The 19,121-nt window shown below is 69.9% G+C and carries 10 protein-coding genes and 3 tRNA genes; 6 read left to right on the top strand and 7 right to left on the bottom strand.

The features are described from left to right. Nucleotides 1-76 precede the first annotated feature (76 nt). The 7 genes from OOK40_RS15010 to OOK40_RS14980 all read right to left on the bottom strand — a co-directional run bounded on the left by OOK40_RS15010 (nt 77) and on the right by OOK40_RS14980 (nt 10,624). Nucleotides 77-3,127 carry an FG-GAP-like repeat-containing protein gene (locus tag OOK40_RS15010; RefSeq protein ID WP_266480928.1) on the bottom strand — a complete coding sequence of 1,017 codons (3,051 nt, stop codon included), beginning with the start codon at nt 3,125-3,127 and terminating at the stop codon, nt 77-79. A 56-nt stretch (nt 3,128-3,183) separates the two neighbouring features. After that, nucleotides 3,184-6,189 carry an FG-GAP-like repeat-containing protein gene (locus OOK40_RS15005; protein WP_266480927.1) on the bottom strand — a complete coding sequence of 1,002 codons (3,006 nt, stop codon included), beginning with the start codon at nt 6,187-6,189 and terminating at the stop codon, nt 3,184-3,186. Between the two features lie 300 nt (nt 6,190-6,489). Further along, complete coding sequence (locus OOK40_RS15000) at nt 6,490-8,733, bottom strand: DEAD/DEAH box helicase (RefSeq protein ID WP_266480925.1); 2,244 nt, start codon at nt 8,731-8,733, stop codon at nt 6,490-6,492. 229 nt (nt 8,734-8,962) lie between these two features. Continuing rightward, entirely contained in the window at nt 8,963-9,439 is a 477-nt protein-coding gene (locus tag OOK40_RS14995; protein WP_266480923.1) for a hypothetical protein, read from the bottom strand. A 158-nt stretch (nt 9,440-9,597) separates the two neighbouring features. Beyond that, nucleotides 9,598-9,780 carry a hypothetical protein gene (locus OOK40_RS14990; RefSeq protein WP_266480920.1) on the bottom strand — a complete coding sequence of 61 codons (183 nt, stop codon included), beginning with the start codon at nt 9,778-9,780 and terminating at the stop codon, nt 9,598-9,600. Further along, the gene (locus OOK40_RS14985) at nt 9,777-10,277 is read right to left on the bottom strand and encodes a CrcB family protein (RefSeq protein ID WP_266480916.1); all 501 of its coding nucleotides are present in this window, start codon (nt 10,275-10,277) and stop codon (nt 9,777-9,779) included. The genes OOK40_RS14990 and OOK40_RS14985 overlap by 4 nt, the downstream gene beginning before the upstream one ends. Then, nucleotides 10,274-10,624, bottom strand: a complete 351-nt coding sequence (locus OOK40_RS14980; protein WP_266480914.1) for a metallopeptidase family protein — start codon at nt 10,622-10,624, stop codon at nt 10,274-10,276. Before OOK40_RS14980 ends, OOK40_RS14985 begins: the two co-directional genes overlap by 4 nt. Nucleotides 10,625-10,698: 74 nt before the next feature. Here OOK40_RS14980 and OOK40_RS14975 point away from each other — a divergent pair, with 74 nt between their 5' ends. The 6 genes from OOK40_RS14975 to hrpA all read left to right on the top strand — a co-directional run bounded on the left by OOK40_RS14975 (nt 10,699) and on the right by hrpA (nt 19,044). Then, entirely contained in the window at nt 10,699-12,294 is a 1,596-nt protein-coding gene (locus OOK40_RS14975) for a metallophosphoesterase (protein ID WP_266480912.1), read from the top strand. A gap of 114 nt (nt 12,295-12,408) precedes the next feature. Further along, nucleotides 12,409-12,481: transfer RNA gene (locus OOK40_RS14970), tRNA-Glu, on the top strand. A gap of 39 nt (nt 12,482-12,520) precedes the next feature. Then, a tRNA-Asp gene (locus OOK40_RS14965) sits at nt 12,521-12,595 on the top strand. A gap of 22 nt (nt 12,596-12,617) precedes the next feature. Further along, nucleotides 12,618-12,691: transfer RNA gene (locus tag OOK40_RS14960), tRNA-Phe, on the top strand. A 154-nt stretch (nt 12,692-12,845) separates the two neighbouring features. After that, on the top strand, nt 12,846-14,939 hold the full coding sequence (locus OOK40_RS14955; RefSeq protein WP_266480911.1) for a LamG domain-containing protein: 2,094 nt from the start codon (nt 12,846-12,848) through the stop codon (nt 14,937-14,939). A 187-nt stretch (nt 14,940-15,126) separates the two neighbouring features. Further along, the gene (gene hrpA, locus OOK40_RS14950) at nt 15,127-19,044 is read left to right on the top strand and encodes an ATP-dependent RNA helicase HrpA (RefSeq protein WP_266480909.1); all 3,918 of its coding nucleotides are present in this window, start codon (nt 15,127-15,129) and stop codon (nt 19,042-19,044) included. Nucleotides 19,045-19,121: the final 77 nt, after the last annotated feature.

The following is a 19,121-nucleotide window of genomic DNA, read 5'->3' as shown; positions in this document are numbered from 1 at the left end:
TCCTGGAACGTACGACTGCCTGAAGTGCCCGCTGGTTGTACCCATATGAGTGACTGCCAGTTTCAGTCCGTTGCGATCAGTAGATCGCCGTGTACCGCTGCCAGCCGGTCCCGATCTGGACGGTGCCCCTGAACGAGCCCCTGCCGTCACCGCTGTTGCGCAGCAGCCGGCCCCCCGTGTCCCGGGAGACGAGATCATTCCTGCCGTCCCCGTCGAGGTCGCCGACGCCCACAAAGGCGTTGCGCCCGGCCCCCCAGTCCCTGAAGACCAGCACGCGGGGCTTGAGCGTCCCGGTCCCCGTGCCGTCGTAGCGCCACAGCTCCCCGCCCTCGTCCCGCGCCAGCAGATCACCGCGGCCATCGCCGTTCAGGTCCCCCGCGCCGATGAGGGTGAGCCCCTTCCAGCTCGCCGTGCCCAGCTTGACGCCCGCCTTCAGGCCACCCGCGCCATTGTCCGCGTACAGGTACAGCGCACCCGTGGCGCGCACGCGGGCCAGCAGGTCGGAGCGGCCGTCGCCGGTCAGGTCGCCGGGCGTGACGAGCGCGTCGAAGGCGTTGAAACCGGAGCCGATCTTCGCCTTGGGGGCACTGGTGGCCGGGATGCCGTGGCACCGCCCGCTGTAGCGGTAGAGGTCACCTGCGGTCGTACGGACGACCATGTCGTTGCAGCGGTCGCCGTCCATGTCACCGAAGGGGAGGACGTGCGTGGTCTCCGCCCAGCCTCCCGACTGGCTCTGGAACGAACCCCCGTCCGCGGACGCGGACATCCCCTCGTGTGCGGTGAGCACCGTCATCCGCTTGGTGAGCAGCTCGGGGACGCCGTTTCCGTCGTAGTCGTGGAAGGAGGTGGCGCCGCCGGAGATCCGGACCTGCCCGGCCTGCACCGCACGTGCGCCCGAGCCGTCACCGGGGTCGACACTCAAGGTCCAGCCATACCGTCCACCGAGCACGACCTTCCCGTCGTCGCCCTTGCCGTCCCAGGTCGCCGTGATCCGCGCGCCTTCGCGCTCGGTGGAGCTGATGGTCCTTACGGCGCGGCCCGCCGCGTCCTTGAAGACGACGCTCCAGCGAACGGCCGGGCGGGTCAGCTGCCAGGAGCCGTCCCACGTGCGGTCCTGGTCGGCGGGCCAGTTGACCACGGCATCCGTGTCCGCCTCGCCCTCGACGACGCCGATCGGGGAGCGCGGGACGGTGACCGGCTTGATGTGAATGCGCTGCTCGGCGTCCGTGTACGCGACATGGCCGCCGAATTTGTCGACGGTCCACTGCCCGTCAGCGGGAACATCGGCGAACTCCGTCGTCTTCAGGGCGGCCGGGTCGCGGACGTCGGTGAGCAGGAGCTTGCCGGCCGCGTTGTCCTTGCGTACGAGGAAGCCGTCGCCGAGCTTGGCCGGGCCGAAGGGGACACGGGTGGTCCGGCGGGTCTTCTGGTCCCACACACCAGCCTTGGAGCGGCTGTCACCGAAGTCGCAGGACCAGTAGATCCAGCGCCCCACGGCTTGCAGATCGGACAGGGAGCATCCGGAGTTGATGAAGAACGTCGGCGACGACTTCTTCGTCTTCACGTCGTACCACGTGATGGTCGACGGGTAGTTGGAGGAGCTCTCCCGCCAGAGTGTGCTGCCCCAGATTGACGCCTTCCTGGAGTCGTTGGGGAGGGTCGCGGCGAGATTGCCGTCGTGGTGCTTCCGCAGGTCACCGACGTACAGGTTCCCCTGGGCGTAAGAGACCGTGTAGCGACCGGTGGCATCGGCCAGGGTTCCGTAGGAGGAGGGCAGGTCCACCGTGTCCAGGGTGGTCGGATCCAGGGGTACCCGCACGCGGGACCCCTCACTGAACGCCGAACGTCCATCGCCGAGTGCGCGCAGATCGGCCGCGCTGCCGGTGGCCTGGGACCGCAGCGTCCGCTCTCCGGCCTCGGGCGTTCCGGTCACCGCCACCTCGTGGTCGTACAGGGAGGGCAGGGGACTGCCGTCGGCCGTACTGATGTAGCTGAGCCTTCCCCCACCCAGCGCAAGCGCTCCGGTCTTCGCCGGGACAGGGGGGACCTCCTTCACCACGGACAGCTGCGGCGTCCCGTCCGGCCCCGTGGTGATCCGGCGCACGGCCCAGTCCTTGGATCCGGTGCCCCCGGTCGCGAGAACGCTGCCGTCGGGCGCGGTCGCGAAGTACTCGTTCGCGTACGGCAGGAGTTCCTTGACCGGTCCGCCGCCGACCGGCATGGCCTTGAGCGGCGTGCCTTGGACGTACTGCTCCTGCTCGAAGGGCTGCAGGCGGTTGAAGACGATCCAGTCACCGACCAGCGCGAACCGGGCGAATGTGCGCTCGTGGCCGGTGGGCGCGGGCATCTGCACGGTGATCGGCCCGGCGGCCGGGTTGTACCGCTCGACGGTGGTCAGCGTGGCGTTCTCGTACGGGTAGATCAGTACGTGCTTGTCGCCCAGGACGACATGGTCTCTGGCCGCCTGGGGGAGCGGCATGAGCCGCGCGTGCTCGTAGTCGATCAGATAGGTGAGGCCGGTGCCGTCGGCCCGCCAGACCTTCAGGATCCCGCCCCTGGTGTCCTGTTCCAAGGTGGTGATGCGCACGGCGTCCGTCGGCAGCCCACTCACCGGCCGCTCGACGACCTGGCCGTCGACGACCCGGAACACACTCAGCGTCGTGTCCCGGCCATCGCTCCCCCGCCGGTAGGCGAGCGCCGAGTCGGAGTTGTACGCGTCCGCCCACCAGTAGTCGAGCGGCAGCGTGATGGACGTGACCTCACCCGTCCCGAGGTCGGTGATCCGCACCACGTCGCTCTGCTCCGGCACACCGTCGCTGTAGGAGGCCCGCAGCCCGGAGTGCCCCCGTTCCTCCAACTGCCCCGCGGGACGGGTCGTCCCCGTCGCGTAGTCCGTCCACAGCTTTCCCGTGGTGCCTTCCTGCTGGTGCAGGAAACCGGCGGCTCCGGCCTCCAGCACCTTCTCGTCGCGCGGAATGAACCGCCCGCCGGCCGGGATGACGACTTCCTGTGCCACCGGGTCGTCGGCGGCGACCGCCGCTGGAGCGGTCACGGCGCAGAGGCCCGCGCCGAGGGAGACGACGACCGCGGTGGCGGCAGCGCGTCTCAGAGTGGGGCGACGTGTCACTGAACTTCCTTGTCGGCTGAAGATGCTTACAAAAGACGCTGGTTGCTGCGGCGGAGCTAGAAGAGCCCCTTGTAGCCCTGCCATCCGGCGCCGATCTTCACGGTCGACCCGAAGGAGCCGACCCCGTTCCCGCTGTTGCGCAGCAGGTCACCCGCCGCGTTCCGCGAGATCAGATCCGCTTTGCCGTCACGGTTCAGGTCACCGACACCGACGAACACATTGCGGCCCGTGGCCCAGTTGCTGCCGAAGACCAACACCCGCGGCTTCACCGTGCCCACCGCCGTACCGTCGTACCGCCACAGCGAATTGGCGCCGTCCACAGCAAGCAGGTCCCCGATGCCGTCACCGTTGAGGTCCCCGGCACCGAACACCGACCGGTACACCTTCCAGTTGGTGCCGATCCGGCCGCGAGACGCGAGCTTGCCGACGCCGTTGTCCGCGTACAGATAGATGTCACCCGTCGACGTCTGGCGCGCGATCAGATCGGGACGACCGTCACCCGTCAGGTCACCCGGCGAAGTCAGCACATTGAACTGACCCCACACCGTGCCCAGCGACGTGTACGCGGTCGTCGGCGTGAGCGCCTTCCCACAACCCGGCCGGTACGCCCGCAGCTCGCCCCCGAGCCGCACCAACACGTCATTGCACCGATCACCGTTCAGGTCGCCGAACGGGACGGCAACAGCCGACGTGGACCAGCCACTGCCCGTCGTCGCTCCCGCCAGGCCGCCCGTTCCGCTGCCGTGCCGGAAAGCGAGGGCGCCGGAAGCGCTCAACGACACCAGATCGGCAACGGCGTCCGGGCCCGTGGGGCCGGCGTGATCACGGCGTACGGCCGCGGCGCCGGTCACGTTCACCGTGCCGGACTTCGCCAGGCTGCCGGCCTGGCCGTTCACCGGCTCGGCGGTGAACGACCAGGCGTACGAACCGTTGGTGACCAGTCGGCCGGCCGCGTCCTTGCCGTCCCAGACCGGGGCGACGAGTCCGCGTGCCGTGTCGCCGCCGTCGAGTGTGCGCACTACGGCGCCGGTCGACGCGTTCCTGACCGTCAGCTGCCAAGAGGCGGCCGGTGATGAGAGCCACCAGCGCGGCCGCCACGGCGCACTGCCCCCGTTCACCGCCTGTGTCAGGGGTACGTCGGAGTCGACGGCCGTAGGCGCGGACACCGCCACCCCGCTGCCGACGAGGTGAACGGCGTTTTTGGTGTCCGTCCAGGCGACGGTGCCGGTGGCCGGGTCGACCGCCCACGGCTGGTAGGACACGCGATCATCGGTGAGGGTGTGCACCGTGCCACCGTCACGCAGGTCCTTCAGCTTCAGGGAGCTGCCGACCGGGTAGACGATGAACCCGTCGCCGAGCCGGGCCCCGGCCCCGTATCCGATGCCGAGCGGGGTGTTCGTGCGGGTCTCGAGGTCGAACACGCCCTCGTCGTTGCGCGATCCCGTGCAGGTCCAGTGCAGCCAGCGGCCGATCGCCTCGGCCGCGTCGAGGAAACATCCCGGCAGGTACGCCGACTTCGTCTCGACACCCGTCCTGATGTCGTAGCCCACGGCCTCGTTGTTGTACCGGGAGGTCCACAGGGTGGTCCCGGACAGGGACAGCGGGTGGACCGGGAGCGTCCTCGCCACCTTGCCGGTGTCGAGGTCGATGATCCGGCTGACGCCCGTGCCGTCCGCCACGGTCGCACGGACCACGGCCCAGCGGCCCCAGCTGCCGACGAAGCCTGCATAGCCGGAACCCGTGTCGATCTTGGTGCCCGGGAGCTGAGCCCCTTCGGCCAACCGGTACAGCGGCACGACGGGATCGCCCCAGATGCGTTCGGCCCCGCCGTACGCGATGCGCCCGTCCCCGGTCTCCTCGACCTTCGGACAGTAGCCGTAGCGGAAGCAGGCCTCGGGCTGGTCGGGCACCCAGCCGCGGTTCCTCCGCTCGCCGTAGGACGGCACGCCGTCGTACTGCTCGGTGGTCCGCGTGTGGAGGCCGACCCGGCCGGCCGCCGCTTCGGCCTCCACGCTCGTCAGCCGTCCCTGCTGGAACGACATTTGGTGGATCGTGTTCGCTACGGCCTTCACTTGGACAGGGGTCTCACGGGACACCGTGGCCTGCCCCGCCGCGTCCGCCTGGAGCAGTTGGACGCCCCACTGGTCGATGCTCGCCCCGCCGTGCACCAGCAGGCCGCCGTTGGGGGTGAACGACGCCCTGCCGCTCGACCTGGCCAGCAGGGTGCGTACGGCACTCCCGTCCAGCGGATGGGCCTCGAGCTGCCACACCGGCAGGTTCTCGTCGGGCCGTCCGAGCGCCGGGTTGTTCCGGGCGACGACGAGCTCTCCGCCCACCATGCCAAGCAGCCGCACGGCGTCGCTCTCGGGGAGCGGCCGCAAGCGCTCCGGCTTGGTGAGGTCGCTGCGCGAGTAGACCGACACCTGGTCGTTCGACCAGATCAGCAGCCGGTCCCGCGTCAGGGCGAAACGCTTCATCGTCAGCTGCGTGTCGGTCAGGATCGGTACGACGCGCCGCTGGGTCACGTCCATCCACACGGTCCCGGCAGAGGGCAGGGACATCAGCAGTCCGTCGGCGTCCCCCACCCCCGGGAGGACGGCGAAGGAGCGGACGCCCGCGGGCACGCCCTCGACGAGCCGGTCACGCAACTGCCCCGTCTCCATGTCGAGCGCATGGAAGCGCATGCCCCCGCCGTCGGGCGAGTCGTAGGTGAGCACGTGCCGGCCGAACGCCCCCACATAGTCGTGGCCGAACGGCAGCGGCAAGGTGAAGGTCTCTCCCGCGACCATGTCCCGCAGTTCGACCTGCCGCGACGACTCCAGGTAGTGGGCGACGACGTCGGAGCCCGTTCCGCGCTGGAAGTTGCCCCCGTCGTATTCCAGGACACTGTCGACCTGGACGTCGGTGGCGGCGCCGTACGCCCGCCAGATGGTGCCGCGCCCCGCCTCGTGGCGCAGATAGCCGCGCGGCCCGGTGTTGAGCAGCGCGCTGCGTACGGGCAGGTCGCTCGTCGTGGCGGGAATCACCACCTCTGCCGTGGGTGCCGCCTGGGCTGTGGACACTGCCGGCCCGGTGGCTGTCGCTGCCGCCACTACCACGGCAGCGGCGATGACACGCAAGGGTCTCTTGCCGTACACGGAAATCCGCACTCCTCGATCGGATGGATCGGGCCTGCGGGGTGGTGCTCACCAAGGCGCGGCTCTTGGCACGCCGCGTACGCGTCGAGATGAACGAGAGCCCCCCGGCCCGGCCTCCAGTGCCCCCCACTGCGAGGTGGACGGATCGTAACAGCGGCCCATCAGCAACGCAGCAGGGCCCGTACCCCTTGTGGGAGGTACGGGCCCTGCTCAGTGCACTACGCGTCAGCCGTTGCGCTTCCAGCGCGGCTTGTCGTCACGCCGCCCGAAGGAACCGGTGTTCGTGCCGGTGCCGGTGCCCCCACGGTGGTCGTCACGACGGCCGTACGGCCGGTCGCCGCCACCGGAGCGGAAGCCGCCCGTGGGGCGGTCGTCGCGGCGGTCGCGGTTGAACGGGCGGTCGCTGCCGCGGTGGCCCGAGGGGCGGTCGTCGCGGCGGAAGCCACCGGACGGACGGTCGTCACGGTTGAAGCCGCCACGGTCGTCGCGACGGTCGTTGCCGCCGGAGCGGAAGCCGCCCGAGGGACGGTCGCCGCCACCGGAGCGGAAGCCACCGGAGGGACGGTCGTTGCCGCCGGACCGGAAACCACCGGACGGACGGTCGTCACGACGCTCGAAGGAACGGCCACCACGGTCGTCGCGACGGTCGTTGCCGCCGGACCGGAAGCCGCCCGAGGGACGGTCGTTGCCGCCGGACCGGAAACCACCGGACGGACGGTCGTCACGACGCTCGAAGGAACGGCCACCACGGTCGTCACGGCGGTCATCGCGACGGAAGCCGCCCGACGGACGGTCGTTGTCACGACGGAAACCACCACGGTCGCCGCCCCGCTCGCCGCCACGGCGCTCGAAGTTGCCCCGGTCGTCGCGGCGCTCGTCACGGCGGTCATCGCGGCGCTCCGCCGACTGCTCCGGCACCGAAGCCGCAACCTCGGCAGCGACCTCCGCCTCGGCGACAGCCTGCACCTCGGCGACCGCGGTCTCCGGGTCGTCTCCCCGCTCGCGCGCCGCGCGCGCCACCAGGCGGTCGGCCTCCTCGCGGAGTTCGGCCGCACGGCGCTGCACGCGCTCCAGCTGCTTGGTCAGGTCGACGACCTCGCGCTCCGCCTGCTTGGCGGCGTTGTTCGCGGAGTCGGCCTGGACCTCGGTCAGCGAACGGGCGCCGGTGATCTCGGCGACCTCCGGGTCGAACGCGCCGGCACCGGCGACGATGTGACGCGAGGCGTCGACGCCCGCGTCCTCCATCAGACGGAAGATCTGGCGGCGCTGGTGCGGCAGGGACAGCGACACGACCGTGCCGGACTTGCCTGCGCGGGCGGTACGGCCCGAGCGGTGCAGGTAGTCCTTGTGGTCGCCGGCCGGGTCCACGTTCAGGACCAGGTCGATGCCGTCGACGTGGATACCGCGGGCGGCGACGTCGGTCGCGACGAGCGCGTTGACGTAGCCCTTCTTGAAGTCGTCGAGGACGCGCGTACGGGCGCCCTGCGTCATGCCGCCGTGCAGTGCGTCGGCCTTGACGCCCGAGTCCTGCAGCTGCTCGGCGATACGGTCCGCGCCCAGCTGGGTGCGGACGAAGATGATGGTGCGGCCCTTGCGGGCGGCGATCGCCGAGGTGACCGGCGCCTTGTCCTTCGGCTTCACGACGAGCACGTGGTGCGTCATGGTCGTGACGTTGCCCTGGGCGCTGTCGACCTCGTGGCTGACCGGGTCGACGAGGTAGCGGCGCACCAGCGTGCCGATCTCGTTCTCCATGGTGGCGGAGAAGAGCATCCGCTGGCCGCCGGCCGGGATCTGGTCGAACAGCTCGGTGACCTCGGGCAGGAAGCCCAGGTCGGACATCTGGTCGGCCTCGTCGAGGACGGCGACCTGGACGTTCTCGAGCGAGCAGGCGCCACGGTTGATGATGTCGCGCAGTCGGCCCGGGGTGGCGACGAGGACGTCGACGCCGCGCTCGAGCGCGTAGATCTGGTTGCCCATGGACGTACCGCCGCAGACGACCTTCATCTTGAGGCCGAGTACGTCGCCGTACGGCTGCAGCGCGTCCGCGACCTGCATCGCGAGCTCACGGGTCGGGGTGAGGATGACGGCGCGGGGCTTCTTCTTCTCGGTGTGGCCGCCGGCCAGCGTGGCCAGGGTCGGCAGGCCGAAGGAGAGGGTCTTGCCGGAGCCGGTGCGGCCGCGGCCGAGGATGTCCTTGCCGGCCAGGGCGTCCGGGATGGTCGCGGCCTGGATCGGGAAGGGGACGGTCACACCGTTCTGCGCGAGCTTGCGGACGACGCCCTCGGGCAGGCCCAGCTCGGCGAAGGTGACGGTCGGCTCGGCGGCCTCGGTGTCGGTGTCGGTGTCGGCGACCGCGTCGGACTCGACGGCCTCTACGGCGTCGGGGGCGTCTACGGCCTCGGCAGCGGAAGCCGCCACGGCCTGGTCGTTCTCGGGCATGACGGCGTGATCAGTACTGAAAGTGGACATGCGAAATGCGAAACCTTCCGGAGTCTCGGCACGCGCCCAAACTCCGTGAATCGCAAATTCGACCGCCTCAATGCGGTCAGCCACGGCAAGGGAGAGTACGCGCCACGCGGCGCTCTTCTTTTTCGGCGCCGGGCAATGGGATCAAACGATCTATAACCATACGCACCCTCCCCCACAAATGGCAAACCGCGTCCGAGTGACTCCGGTTACACAGACATCCGGACGCGCCCTACATGGGTCCCACCTGCGGAGACGCCGTCGGTTCGCCCCGCATCCGCCACCTCTCGGCCGCCCGCATCGCCCCCGCGCGCACCTCCGGCGCCGACGACGCCGAGGGCGGGTCGGTGGGCTCGCTCGGCGGCGGCGTGGGGCTCTCCGGTGGCGGCTCGGACGGCGACGGCTGCGGCGGCGACGGCGGTTCGGAAGGGGACATCCCGCCGCGCGTCGGCTGCGGCAGCCCCGGCGGCTTGGGCCCGGGCCCGCCCCGCGTCGGCTTCGCCGCGGGCCCCACCGAGGCGCTCGGCTTCGGCGATGCCCCCTTGCCGTCCGCGTCCTTGCCGCCGGGCGCGTCCGAGCCGTCGCGGCCGCCGTCGGCATGCCGCCCGCCCGGCGCGACGTGCCCGCCGTCCGAATCGGCCACCGTCCCGTTCCGGTCCGCGGTCGAACGGGGCACCGGCTTCCCGCCCTCGTCGTCGCTCACGCTCATACAGCCTGCCGAGGCTGCGAGCGCCAGCGAAGTGGCGATCCACACAGCCAAACGGCCTGGGGCGGACAACTGGCGCACGAGCAGCACCTCCGGAGCACGGGAAACGAGACGGGTCTCACTGCCCAACTCCCCGTGCCCCACAAGGGACACGCCCCGCGCTACAAGGCCGACACCCCCCAGGCGCCCACCTGGGCCACCGGCCCGCGCGTCAACTCCGCGCCCAGGGACACCGATCCGAGCCCCACCAGCAGCGACGCACCCGTATTCGCGGCCGCCGGAAGCGTCCGGCCGCCCTCGGCCCGGCGCGGCATCTCGTACGAATACGTGGAGCACCAGTTCACTTGGCGACCGTCCGCGCCACGACCGCCCGCGTCGCCGAGGCCCCCAGCCACACCGCGCCCAGAGCCCCCACGACCGTCCCCGCCGCGTAGGCGAACGCCATGCCCACCTCGTCGCGTTCGAGGAGCTTGAAGAGGTCCAGCGCGTACGCCGAGAAGGTGGTGAAGCCGCCGAGTACGCCCACGCCGAGGAACGGCCGCACCAGCGGATGCGCTGGCCTGCCACCACGGCCGACCAGGACCATCAGCACTCCGATCAGCGCGCAGCCCAACACGTTCACCCAGAAGACGGTCCACGGGAACGCGCCCGGCGCCGCCGGCCACAGCAGAGTTGCCCCGTACCGCGCCAGCGATCCCGTCATGCCGCCCGCCGAGATGACGGCGAGCACCGGCCACGTGCGCCTGCCCGCGGCCCCGTCTCGCTGCGCGGGCACATGGAGATCGACATCCGGATCGACGGCCTCGGAGGACGGGCGGTGCGAGTGGTCCGGGTGGCTCATCCGTAGCCCAGCGCGTGAAGCCGCTCGTCATCGATCCCGAAGTGATGGGCGATCTCGTGCACGACGGTGATCTCCGTCTCCTCGACCACGTCCTCGCGGCTCTCGCAGATCCGCAGCGTCGGCCCGCGGTAGATGGTGATCCGGTCCGGCAGCACGCCCGCGTACCACTCGCCGCGGTCGGTGAGCGGAGTCCCTTCGTAGAGCCCGAGCAGCTCGGGGTCGTCGGCGGCGGGCTCGTCCTCGACGAACACCGCGACGTTGTCCATCAGCCGTGTCAGCTCCGGCGGGATCCTGTCCAGGGCCTCGGCGACCAGTTCCTCGAACTCCTCGCGCGTCATCTCCAGCACGTGGCCATTGTCACGTACGCCGACCGGGCGGTCGCCCCGGCATGGCCGCCCGCCGGACTGGGCATACGGGACCAATGGCCCGCGAAGCCCCGGAACCGACCCGATCGATCCGCGCAGCGCTCACCTCGATCCGCACACCGCACACCCGGCTCCAGCGCCTCTACCGCTCACGCAACACCGGACCCACCAGCACCCTGGTCCCCAGCCCGCACCCCTGGACCCGTGCCCTCGGCCTCACCGCCGTGGTCCTCCTCGGCGCCTGGCTCGGGCTCCTGATCGTCGGCAGCGTCCGCACACCGGTCGGCCCGATGGACACGACCATGACCCTGCGCCCGTCCTTCTCCGGCGGTACGAAGATCAACGTCTCGCCGCTGGGGGCACTGGAGCTCGACTCGCATGTCGCCCCCGTCCGCCTCGACGTCGATGTCGACCAGCTCGATCCGCTCCGCTCCCAGGCTCTTGTCGAACACCCCGAACGCCTCTCCGGCCTCCAGGACGAGGTCGTCCACGACGTGACCGACGGCACCACCGAGCTGGCCGTCCGCTCCTGTGTCGCTGCCGTCTCCGGCGCGACCGCACTGGGCCTCGCGGTCTACCGCCGCCCGCGCCGCGCCCTCACCGCCGGCGGCCTCGCGCTCGCCCTGCTGGCCGGGTCCGGCGTCTGCGCGTACGCCACCTGGAACCCGAAGTCCGTCCTGGAGCCGAAGTTCTCCGGGCTCCTGTCCAGCGCCCCCTCCGTCGTCGGCAACGCACGCTCCATCGTCACGGAATTCGACGTCTACCAGCAGGAGTTGGCGCGCCTGGTCACCAATGTCACCAAGCTGTACGACGCGACCTCCACCCTGCCGGCCTACCAGCCGGATCCCAGCACGATGCGGGTGCTGCACGTCTCCGACATCCACCTCAACCCGGCGGCGTGGCACATCATCGGCTCGCTCGTCGAGCAGTACGGCATCGACGTGATCATCGATTCCGGCGACACCATGGACCACGGCACCGCCGCCGAGAACGGCTTTCTCGACCCGATTCCTGATCTCGGCGCGCCCTATGTCTGGGTCCGCGGCAACCACGACTCCAACACCACGCAGACGTATCTCTCCCACCTGAAGAACGTGCACGTCCTCGACGACGGCCGCGCTGTCACGGTCGCGGGCCTGCGCATCGCGGGCATCGGCGACCCCCAGTTCACCCCGGACCGCTCGATCGTCGCCGAGGGCGACCCGGCCGAACGGATGGCGGGCATTCGCCTGGCGTCCGCCCTGCGCGACCAGTCCCGCGCGGGCACCCCCGTCGACATCGCGGTCACCCACAACCCGGTCGCCGCCCGCGAGACCGACGGCGTGGTCCCGCTGGCGCTGGCAGGCCATGTCCACCACCGCGAGACGGAGGTGCTCCCGCACGGCACCCGCCTGAAGATCGAGGGCTCGACGGGCGGTGGCGGTCTGCGCGCCGTACAGAACCGGGAGCCGGAGAAGGTGCGCGCGTCTGTCCTCTATGTGGACCGTACGACGAGACGGCTGCAGGCGTGGGACGAGATCACGCTGGGCGGCCTGGGCCTGGCGACGGCCGAGGTCAGCCGCCATCTCCCGGAGGAGAACCACCCGGGCGCGACCCCATCCCCGAGCGTCTCCTCGCCGTCCCCGACGGCGTTGTCCCCGGGGAGACGCTGACACCGGCGGCTCCGCCGCGGGCCGGCCGCCGTAAACCGTTTTGGCGATAGCTCCCCGCATCCCATATGCTTCTCACGTCCCCGACGCGCTGCAAAGCGCCCAGGTGGGCCCTTAGCCCTCATCGTCTAGTGGCCCAGGACGCCGCCCTTTCAAGGCGGTAGCACGGGTTCGAATCCCGTTGGGGGCACGCATTACTGTGTGCGAGACTCGTGCTCGCACATTGCTTGGTCCTGTGGAGCAGCTTGGAGTGCTCGCCACCCTGTCAAGGTGGAGGCCGCGGGTTCAAATCCCGTCAGGACCGCTGCGGCTCGTAAGAGCTGCGTGGCTGGGTAGCTCAGTTGGTACGAGCGATCGCCTGAAAAGCGATAGGTCGCCGGTTCGACCCCGGCCCCAGCCACAACCCGAAAGCCCCGATCCTGTGCGGACCGGGGCTTTCTCCGTGTGCCGGGAGCTGCGGAAACTCACTCTGCTCTGTCAGTGACCCTTGTTACGCTCCTGCGGCCCGCCACCGGGCGGGCGCCATAGGGGAGGGGCACATCTTGGGAAGACGAATGCGGGGCAGAGCGATGGCGGCGGTGGCCGTCTCGACTCTGGGGATCATGGCCGGGCCGGGGACGGCGGCTGCCGCGGACAATCAACCACCTTCGCAGCCGCTGATCAGCGAGCTCAAGACCGACTTCAAGGCCTGCGCCACCGGTGCCGACGCGCAGTACGTGGGCCAACCGCCCGTTCTCACGGCCGTGCTGCGCGATCCTGACGCCGTTCCGCCCGTCGCAGTCATGCTCACGGCCGAATTCGAGATGTGGTGGCAGGACGCTCAGGGGGAGGAGCAGCGCAGGTCGTTCTCACCCAGCTACCAGTCGCTCTCCGGCAGCGTGCAACGGTGGCAAGTACCCAGCGACATTCCGGCGGACACACCGATCTCGTGGCGAGTGCGTGCTTCCGACGGCACAGCTTGGTCGCCCTGGAGCTCCGACGGCGAGGGTGCGCCCTGCCGGTTCGTGTTCGACAACGAGAGCCCCCTCCCTGCCACCGTGACGTCGACCGACTATCCGGCCGAGGTCTGGAGGGACGGCGTAGGCGTCTACGGCAGTTTCCACGTGGACTCCCCCTCCGACGATGTCGTCGAGTACAAGTACGGCTTCCTGGGCGGTCCTTACGACTCAGCCAAGCCCGACACTCCTGGTGGGCCGGTGACCATCAGGCACCTCCCCCTGCGGTCGGGCCCTGACCGGCTCGAGGTGTATCCAGTTGACCGGTCCGGTCGCCGGGCCGGGCCGACCACCTACACCTTCCTCGTGAACAACGGGCGTGCCCCTGTCGCGCGGTGGAAGCTCGCCGACGCGACCGGCTCCCGTACCGCCGCGGCGGAGAGCGGCCCCGCAGCGCGGGCTGGGACGGGAGTCGCCTTCGGCTCCGCCGCGCCCAGTGGCACCGGGCTGACAAGCACCGCCAGGCTCGACGGCTCGAGTCGCGGCTTCCTGACCCCGAACGCCACCGTCGTCCCGCCCGGAAAGACCTTCGGTGTCGGCGGCTGGGTTCGTCCCGAGCGGACCGACCTCGCCATGCCCGTGGTCAGCCAGGACGCCGGGACGACGGGTCCAGGCTTCACCCTCGGCCTTCGTACGCCCGCTGGCGCCCCGGTCTGGTCATTCGAGATCGGCGGTACGAAGATCAGCGGCGGCGCGCCCGAGGCCGGTGAATGGGCGTATGTCCTCGGGCTGTACGACGCCGAGACCGGCACCGCACGGCTCTACGTCAACGGCCACGAGACCGGCACGGCCGCCAAGGCCACCCCCTGGGCCGAGAACGGGAACCTGCAGATCGGGCGAGCGCGCGGGAAGGACGGCTACCGCAACCGCTGGCAGGGCGAAATCGGGGACGTGCGGGTGTACGACCGGGTCGTCGTGCCGGAAGAACTGACGCGGCTGGCCGGTCGTGCTGCCCAGTCCACCGGCCACTGGTCTCTGGAATCGGCCACGGATGGCGCGTCCCCGGAGGAGCAAGGCGGGCAGGAGCTGCGGCTCGGCGGTGGCTCGTCCATCTTCACCGAGGCGCAGGAGTGCGATCTGCTGGACCCGGACTGCGTACCCGCGCCGTCGCCGCTGAACGGCAAGGGGCATCTGGAGCTCGACGGAAACGACGGGTACGCCGCCACCAAGAACCCCGTCGTCGACACGAGCGACAGCTTCACCCTCGCCGTACGGGTGCGCCTCACCGACCGGGAACCTGCCGGGCCGATGACCGTACTCTCGCAGGCCGGTCAGCATGCCAATGCTTTCAAGCTGCGGTACGTGCCTGCCGAGTACCGCTGGCAGCTGGTCATGACGCACGCGGACGCGCCCGATGCACCGGAGACCGTCGTCGCCTCGATCGCGTCGCCGGACGGTGGCGAAGGACCGGGGCAGCGGCTGGCGATCGTCTACGACGACGCCACCGACCAGGTCCGTCTCTACCTGGACGGGTACACGAACGCCGATGCGACGGCGACCTTCCGTAGTGCCTGGAAGAGCACCGGCGGTCTGCAGGTCGGACGGACCACCGTGGGTGACGGCTGGGGCGAGTATCTGCACGGCGCCGTCGATGAGATCCAAGCCTTCTCCGGCGTGCTGAGCGATCGGGACATTCCCGCGCTCGGTACCTGATCCCGAAAGGCCCGGTCCCCGACGGACCGGGCCCTTCGGCTTCTGCGCCCGCTCCCGTCGGCGCCGGCGATCGGCATGGACATGCTCCCCTGGTTTCGGATCTGGACGGATCTGCTCCGTTCTGCACCGGCTCGTGGGGGAAATGCGTTCGCCAGCGCTTTCCCGGGGGTGCGATCCTGGTCTCCGTATGTCTACTTCCTTCGCAGACCTTCAGACCCTGCTGGCCGGGGCGTCACTCCGCGACGCCCACCGGCTCGGCCGTCGTCTCGAAGGCGCCCGCCGCATCCGTAAGCCCGAGGCGCGGCAGGCCGTGCTGGACGAGATCGCCACCGAAGCCGAGCGGTCCTCCGCCCGCACGGCCCTGCGCGCCACCCGGGTCCCCGAGGTCACCTACCCCGAGCAGCTTCCGGTCAGCCAGAAGAAGGACGTGATCCTGGAGGCGATACGGGACCACCAGGTCGTGATCGTCGCGGGCGAGACCGGCTCGGGAAAGACGACGCAGATCCCGAAGATCTGTCTGGAGCTGGGCCGGGGCGTACGCGGCATGATCGGCCATACGCAGCCGCGGAGGATCGCCGCCCGCACGGTCGCCGAGCGGGTCGCCGAGGAGCTGCGCACCCCCCTGGGCGAGGCGGTCGGCTGGAAGGTCCGGTTCACCGACCAGGTCGGCGGCGACACCTTCGTCAAGCTGATGACGGACGGCATCCTGCTCGCCGAGATCCAGACGGACCGCGAGCTGCGCGCGTACGACACGATCATCATCGACGAGGCCCACGAGCGGTCTCTCAACATCGACTTCCTGCTCGGCTATCTCGCCCAGCTGCTGCCCAAGCGCCCCGACCTCAAGGTGATCATCACCTCCGCGACGATCGACCCGGAGCGTTTCTCCCGCCACTTCTCACAGGCCCCGATCGTCGAGGTCAGCGGCCGTACGTACCCCGTCGAGGTCCGCTACCGGCCCCTCCTGGAGGACGAGAGCGAGGAATCCGACCGCGACCAGATCACCGCGATCTGCGACGCCGTCGAGGAACTCCACGGCGAGGGCATGGGAGACGTCCTCGTCTTCCTCTCCGGCGAGCGCGAGATCCGCGACACCGCGGACGCGCTCAACAAGAAGCAGTACCGCTTCACCGAGGTGCTCCCGCTGTACGCGCGCCTTTCGCACGCCGAGCAGCACCGGGTCTTCCAGCCGCACACCGGGCGCAGGATCGTTCTCGCGACGAACGTCGCCGAGACCTCCCTCACGGTCCCGGGCATCAAGTTCGTGATCGATCCGGGCACCGCCCGTATCTCCCGCTACAGCCACCGCACCAAGGTCCAGCGTCTGCCCATCGAGCGGATCAGCCAGGCCAGCGCCAATCAGCGCAAGGGCCGCTGCGGCCGTACGTCGGACGGCATCTGCATCCGGCTGTACGACGAGGACGACTTCCTGTCCCGCCCGGAGTACACGGACCCCGAGATCCTGCGTACGAACCTGGCGTCCGTCATCCTCCAGATGACCGCGGCCGGCCTCGGCGACATCGAGAAGTTCCCCTTCATCGACCCGCCGGACCACCGCAACATCCGCGACGGTGTCCAACTCCTCCAGGAACTGGGCGCGTTCGACCCGGCGCAGAAGGACCCCAAGAAGAAGCTCACCCAGCTCGGCCGCAAGCTCTCCCAGCTCCCGGTCGACCCGCGCCTGGCCCGCATGGTCATCGAGGCCGACAAGAACGGCTGCGTACGCGAGGTCATGGTGATCGCGGCCGCGCTCTCCATCCAGGACCCGCGCGAGCGTCCCGCCGAGAAGCAGACGCAGGCCGACCAGCAGCACGCCCGGTTCAAGGACGAGACCTCCGACTTCCTCGCCTACCTCAACCTCTGGCGCTACATCCGCGAGCAGCAGAAGGAGCGCGGCTCCTCCAGCTTCCGCCGGATGTGCAAGCAGGAGTATCTGAACTTCCTGCGCATCCGCGAGTGGCAGGACATCTACGCACAGCTGCGTACCGTCGCCAAGCAGATGGGCATCCACCTCAACGAGGAGGACGCGCCCGAGCAGTCCGTCCACACCTCTCTGCTGGCCGGTCTGCTCTCGCACATCGGGCTGAAGGACACCGACAAGAACGAGTATCTGGGCGCACGCAGCGCCAAGTTCGCCGTCTTCCCCGGCTCGGCGCTCTTCAAGAAGCCCCCGCGCTTCATCATGTCGGCCGAGCTCGTCGAGACCTCCCGGCTGTGGGCCCGGGTCAACGCCAGGGTGGAGCCCGAGTGGATCGAGCCGCTCGCGCAGCATCTGATCAAGCGCACCTACAGCGAGCCGCACTGGGAGAAGGACGCGGCCGCAGTGATGGCGTACGAGCGGGTCACGCTGTACGGCGTGCCGATCGTCGCCCAGCGCAAGGTGAACTACGGGCGCATCGACCCCGAGACCTCGCGCGATCTCTTCATCCGCAACGCGCTGGTCGAGGGCGACTGGCGTACGCACCACAAGTTCTTCGCCGACAACCGCAAACTCCTCACCGAGGTCGAGGAGTTGGAGCACCGCGCCCGCCGCCGCGACATCCTGGTGGACGACGAGACGCTCTTCGACTTCTACGACCAGCGCGTGCCCGAACATGTCGTCTCCGGCGCGCACTTCGACTCCTGGTGGAAGCACAAGCGCCAGGACGAGCCCGAACTCCTCGACTTCGAGCGCGAGATGCTCATGACCGAGAAGGCCGGGCAGGTCACCAAGGACGACTATCCCGACTCCTGGCGCCAGGGTCCGCTGAAGTTCCGGGTGACCTACCAGTTCGAGCCGGGCGCGGACGCGGACGGTGTGACCGTCCATGTCCCGCTCCACGTGCTGAACCAGGTCACGAGCGAAGGCTTCGACTGGCAGATCCCGGGGCTGCGCGAGGACGTCGTCATGGAGCTGATCCGCTCCCTGCCGAAGCCGATCCGGCGGCACTACGTCCCGGCGCCGAACTACGCGAAGGCCTTCCTGGAGCGCTCCGTACCGCTCCAGGAGCCGCTGCCCACCACGCTGGCGCGTGAGCTGCAGCGCATGGTCGGCGTGCCCGTCACGGCGGACGACTTCGATCCGACCCGGATGCCGGACCACCTGAAGATCACGTTCCGGATCATCGACGAGCGCCGCAAGAAGCTCGCCGAGAGCAAGGACCTGGACGCCCTGAAGCTCCAGCTGAAGCCGAAGGCACGCCAGGCCCTGTCCCAGGCCGCGGCGGCGACCGCGGGCCCCTCGGGTGAGTCCATCGAACGCTCGGGCCTCACCGACTGGACGATCGGCACGCTCAGCCACGTCTTCGAGACCCGTCGCGCCGGACAACCGGTCAAGGCCTACCCGGCCTTGGTCGATGCCGGCGAGAGCGTCTCCGTACGCCTCTTCGACACCGAGGCGGAGCAGAAGCAGGCGATGTGGCAGGGCACGCGGAAGCTGATCCTGCTCAACATCCCCGTGAACCCTGCCAAGTTCGCCTCCGACAAGCTGACCAACCAGCAGAAGCTGGCGCTGTCACGCAATCCGCACGGCTCGATCCAGGCGCTCTTCGACGACTGCGCGATGGCCGCGGCGGACAAGCTGATCGCCGACCATGGCGGGCCGGCCTGGGACGAGGAGTCGTACCGCAAGCTGTACGACAAGGTGCGTGCCGATCTCGTCGACGCGACCGTACGGACCGTAGGACAGGTCCAGCAGATCCTGGCCGCCTGGCAGGCCTGTGAGCGCCGCCTGAAGGCGACGAACAGCCTGACGCTGGTCAACAACGTCCAGGACGTCCGCGAACAGCTGGCGGCCCTCATGCCGGCCGGTTTCGTCACCAGGACCGGCCTGCGCAGGCTGCCGGACCTGATGCGCTATCTGGTGGCCGTGGACCGCCGCCTCCAGCAGATGCCGACGGCCGTCCAGCGGGACACGACGCGCATGGAGAAGGTCCACGAGATGCAGGACGAGTACGCCTGGCTGCTGGAGCAGATGCCGCAGGGCCGGCCGGTCCCGCAGGAGGTCCTGGACATCCGCTGGATGATCGAGGAGCTGCGGGTCAGCTACTTCGCGCACGCGCTGGGCACGGCGTATCCGGTCTCCGACAAGCGCATCGTCAAGGCGATCGACGCGGCGGCGCCGTGACGCGGCGGGGCGGCTTGCATCGAGTTCGACCGCACCCACTGAGCTGCTGTACAGTCTCTCTCGCAGCCAACGACAGC

Source organism: Streptomyces sp. NBC_01481, from assembly GCF_026339995.1.
Classification (GTDB): domain Bacteria; phylum Actinomycetota; class Actinomycetes; order Streptomycetales; family Streptomycetaceae; genus Streptomyces.
The sequence above is the reverse complement of the archived record's forward strand: the minus strand, read 5'-3'. Positions and strand labels throughout refer to the sequence as shown.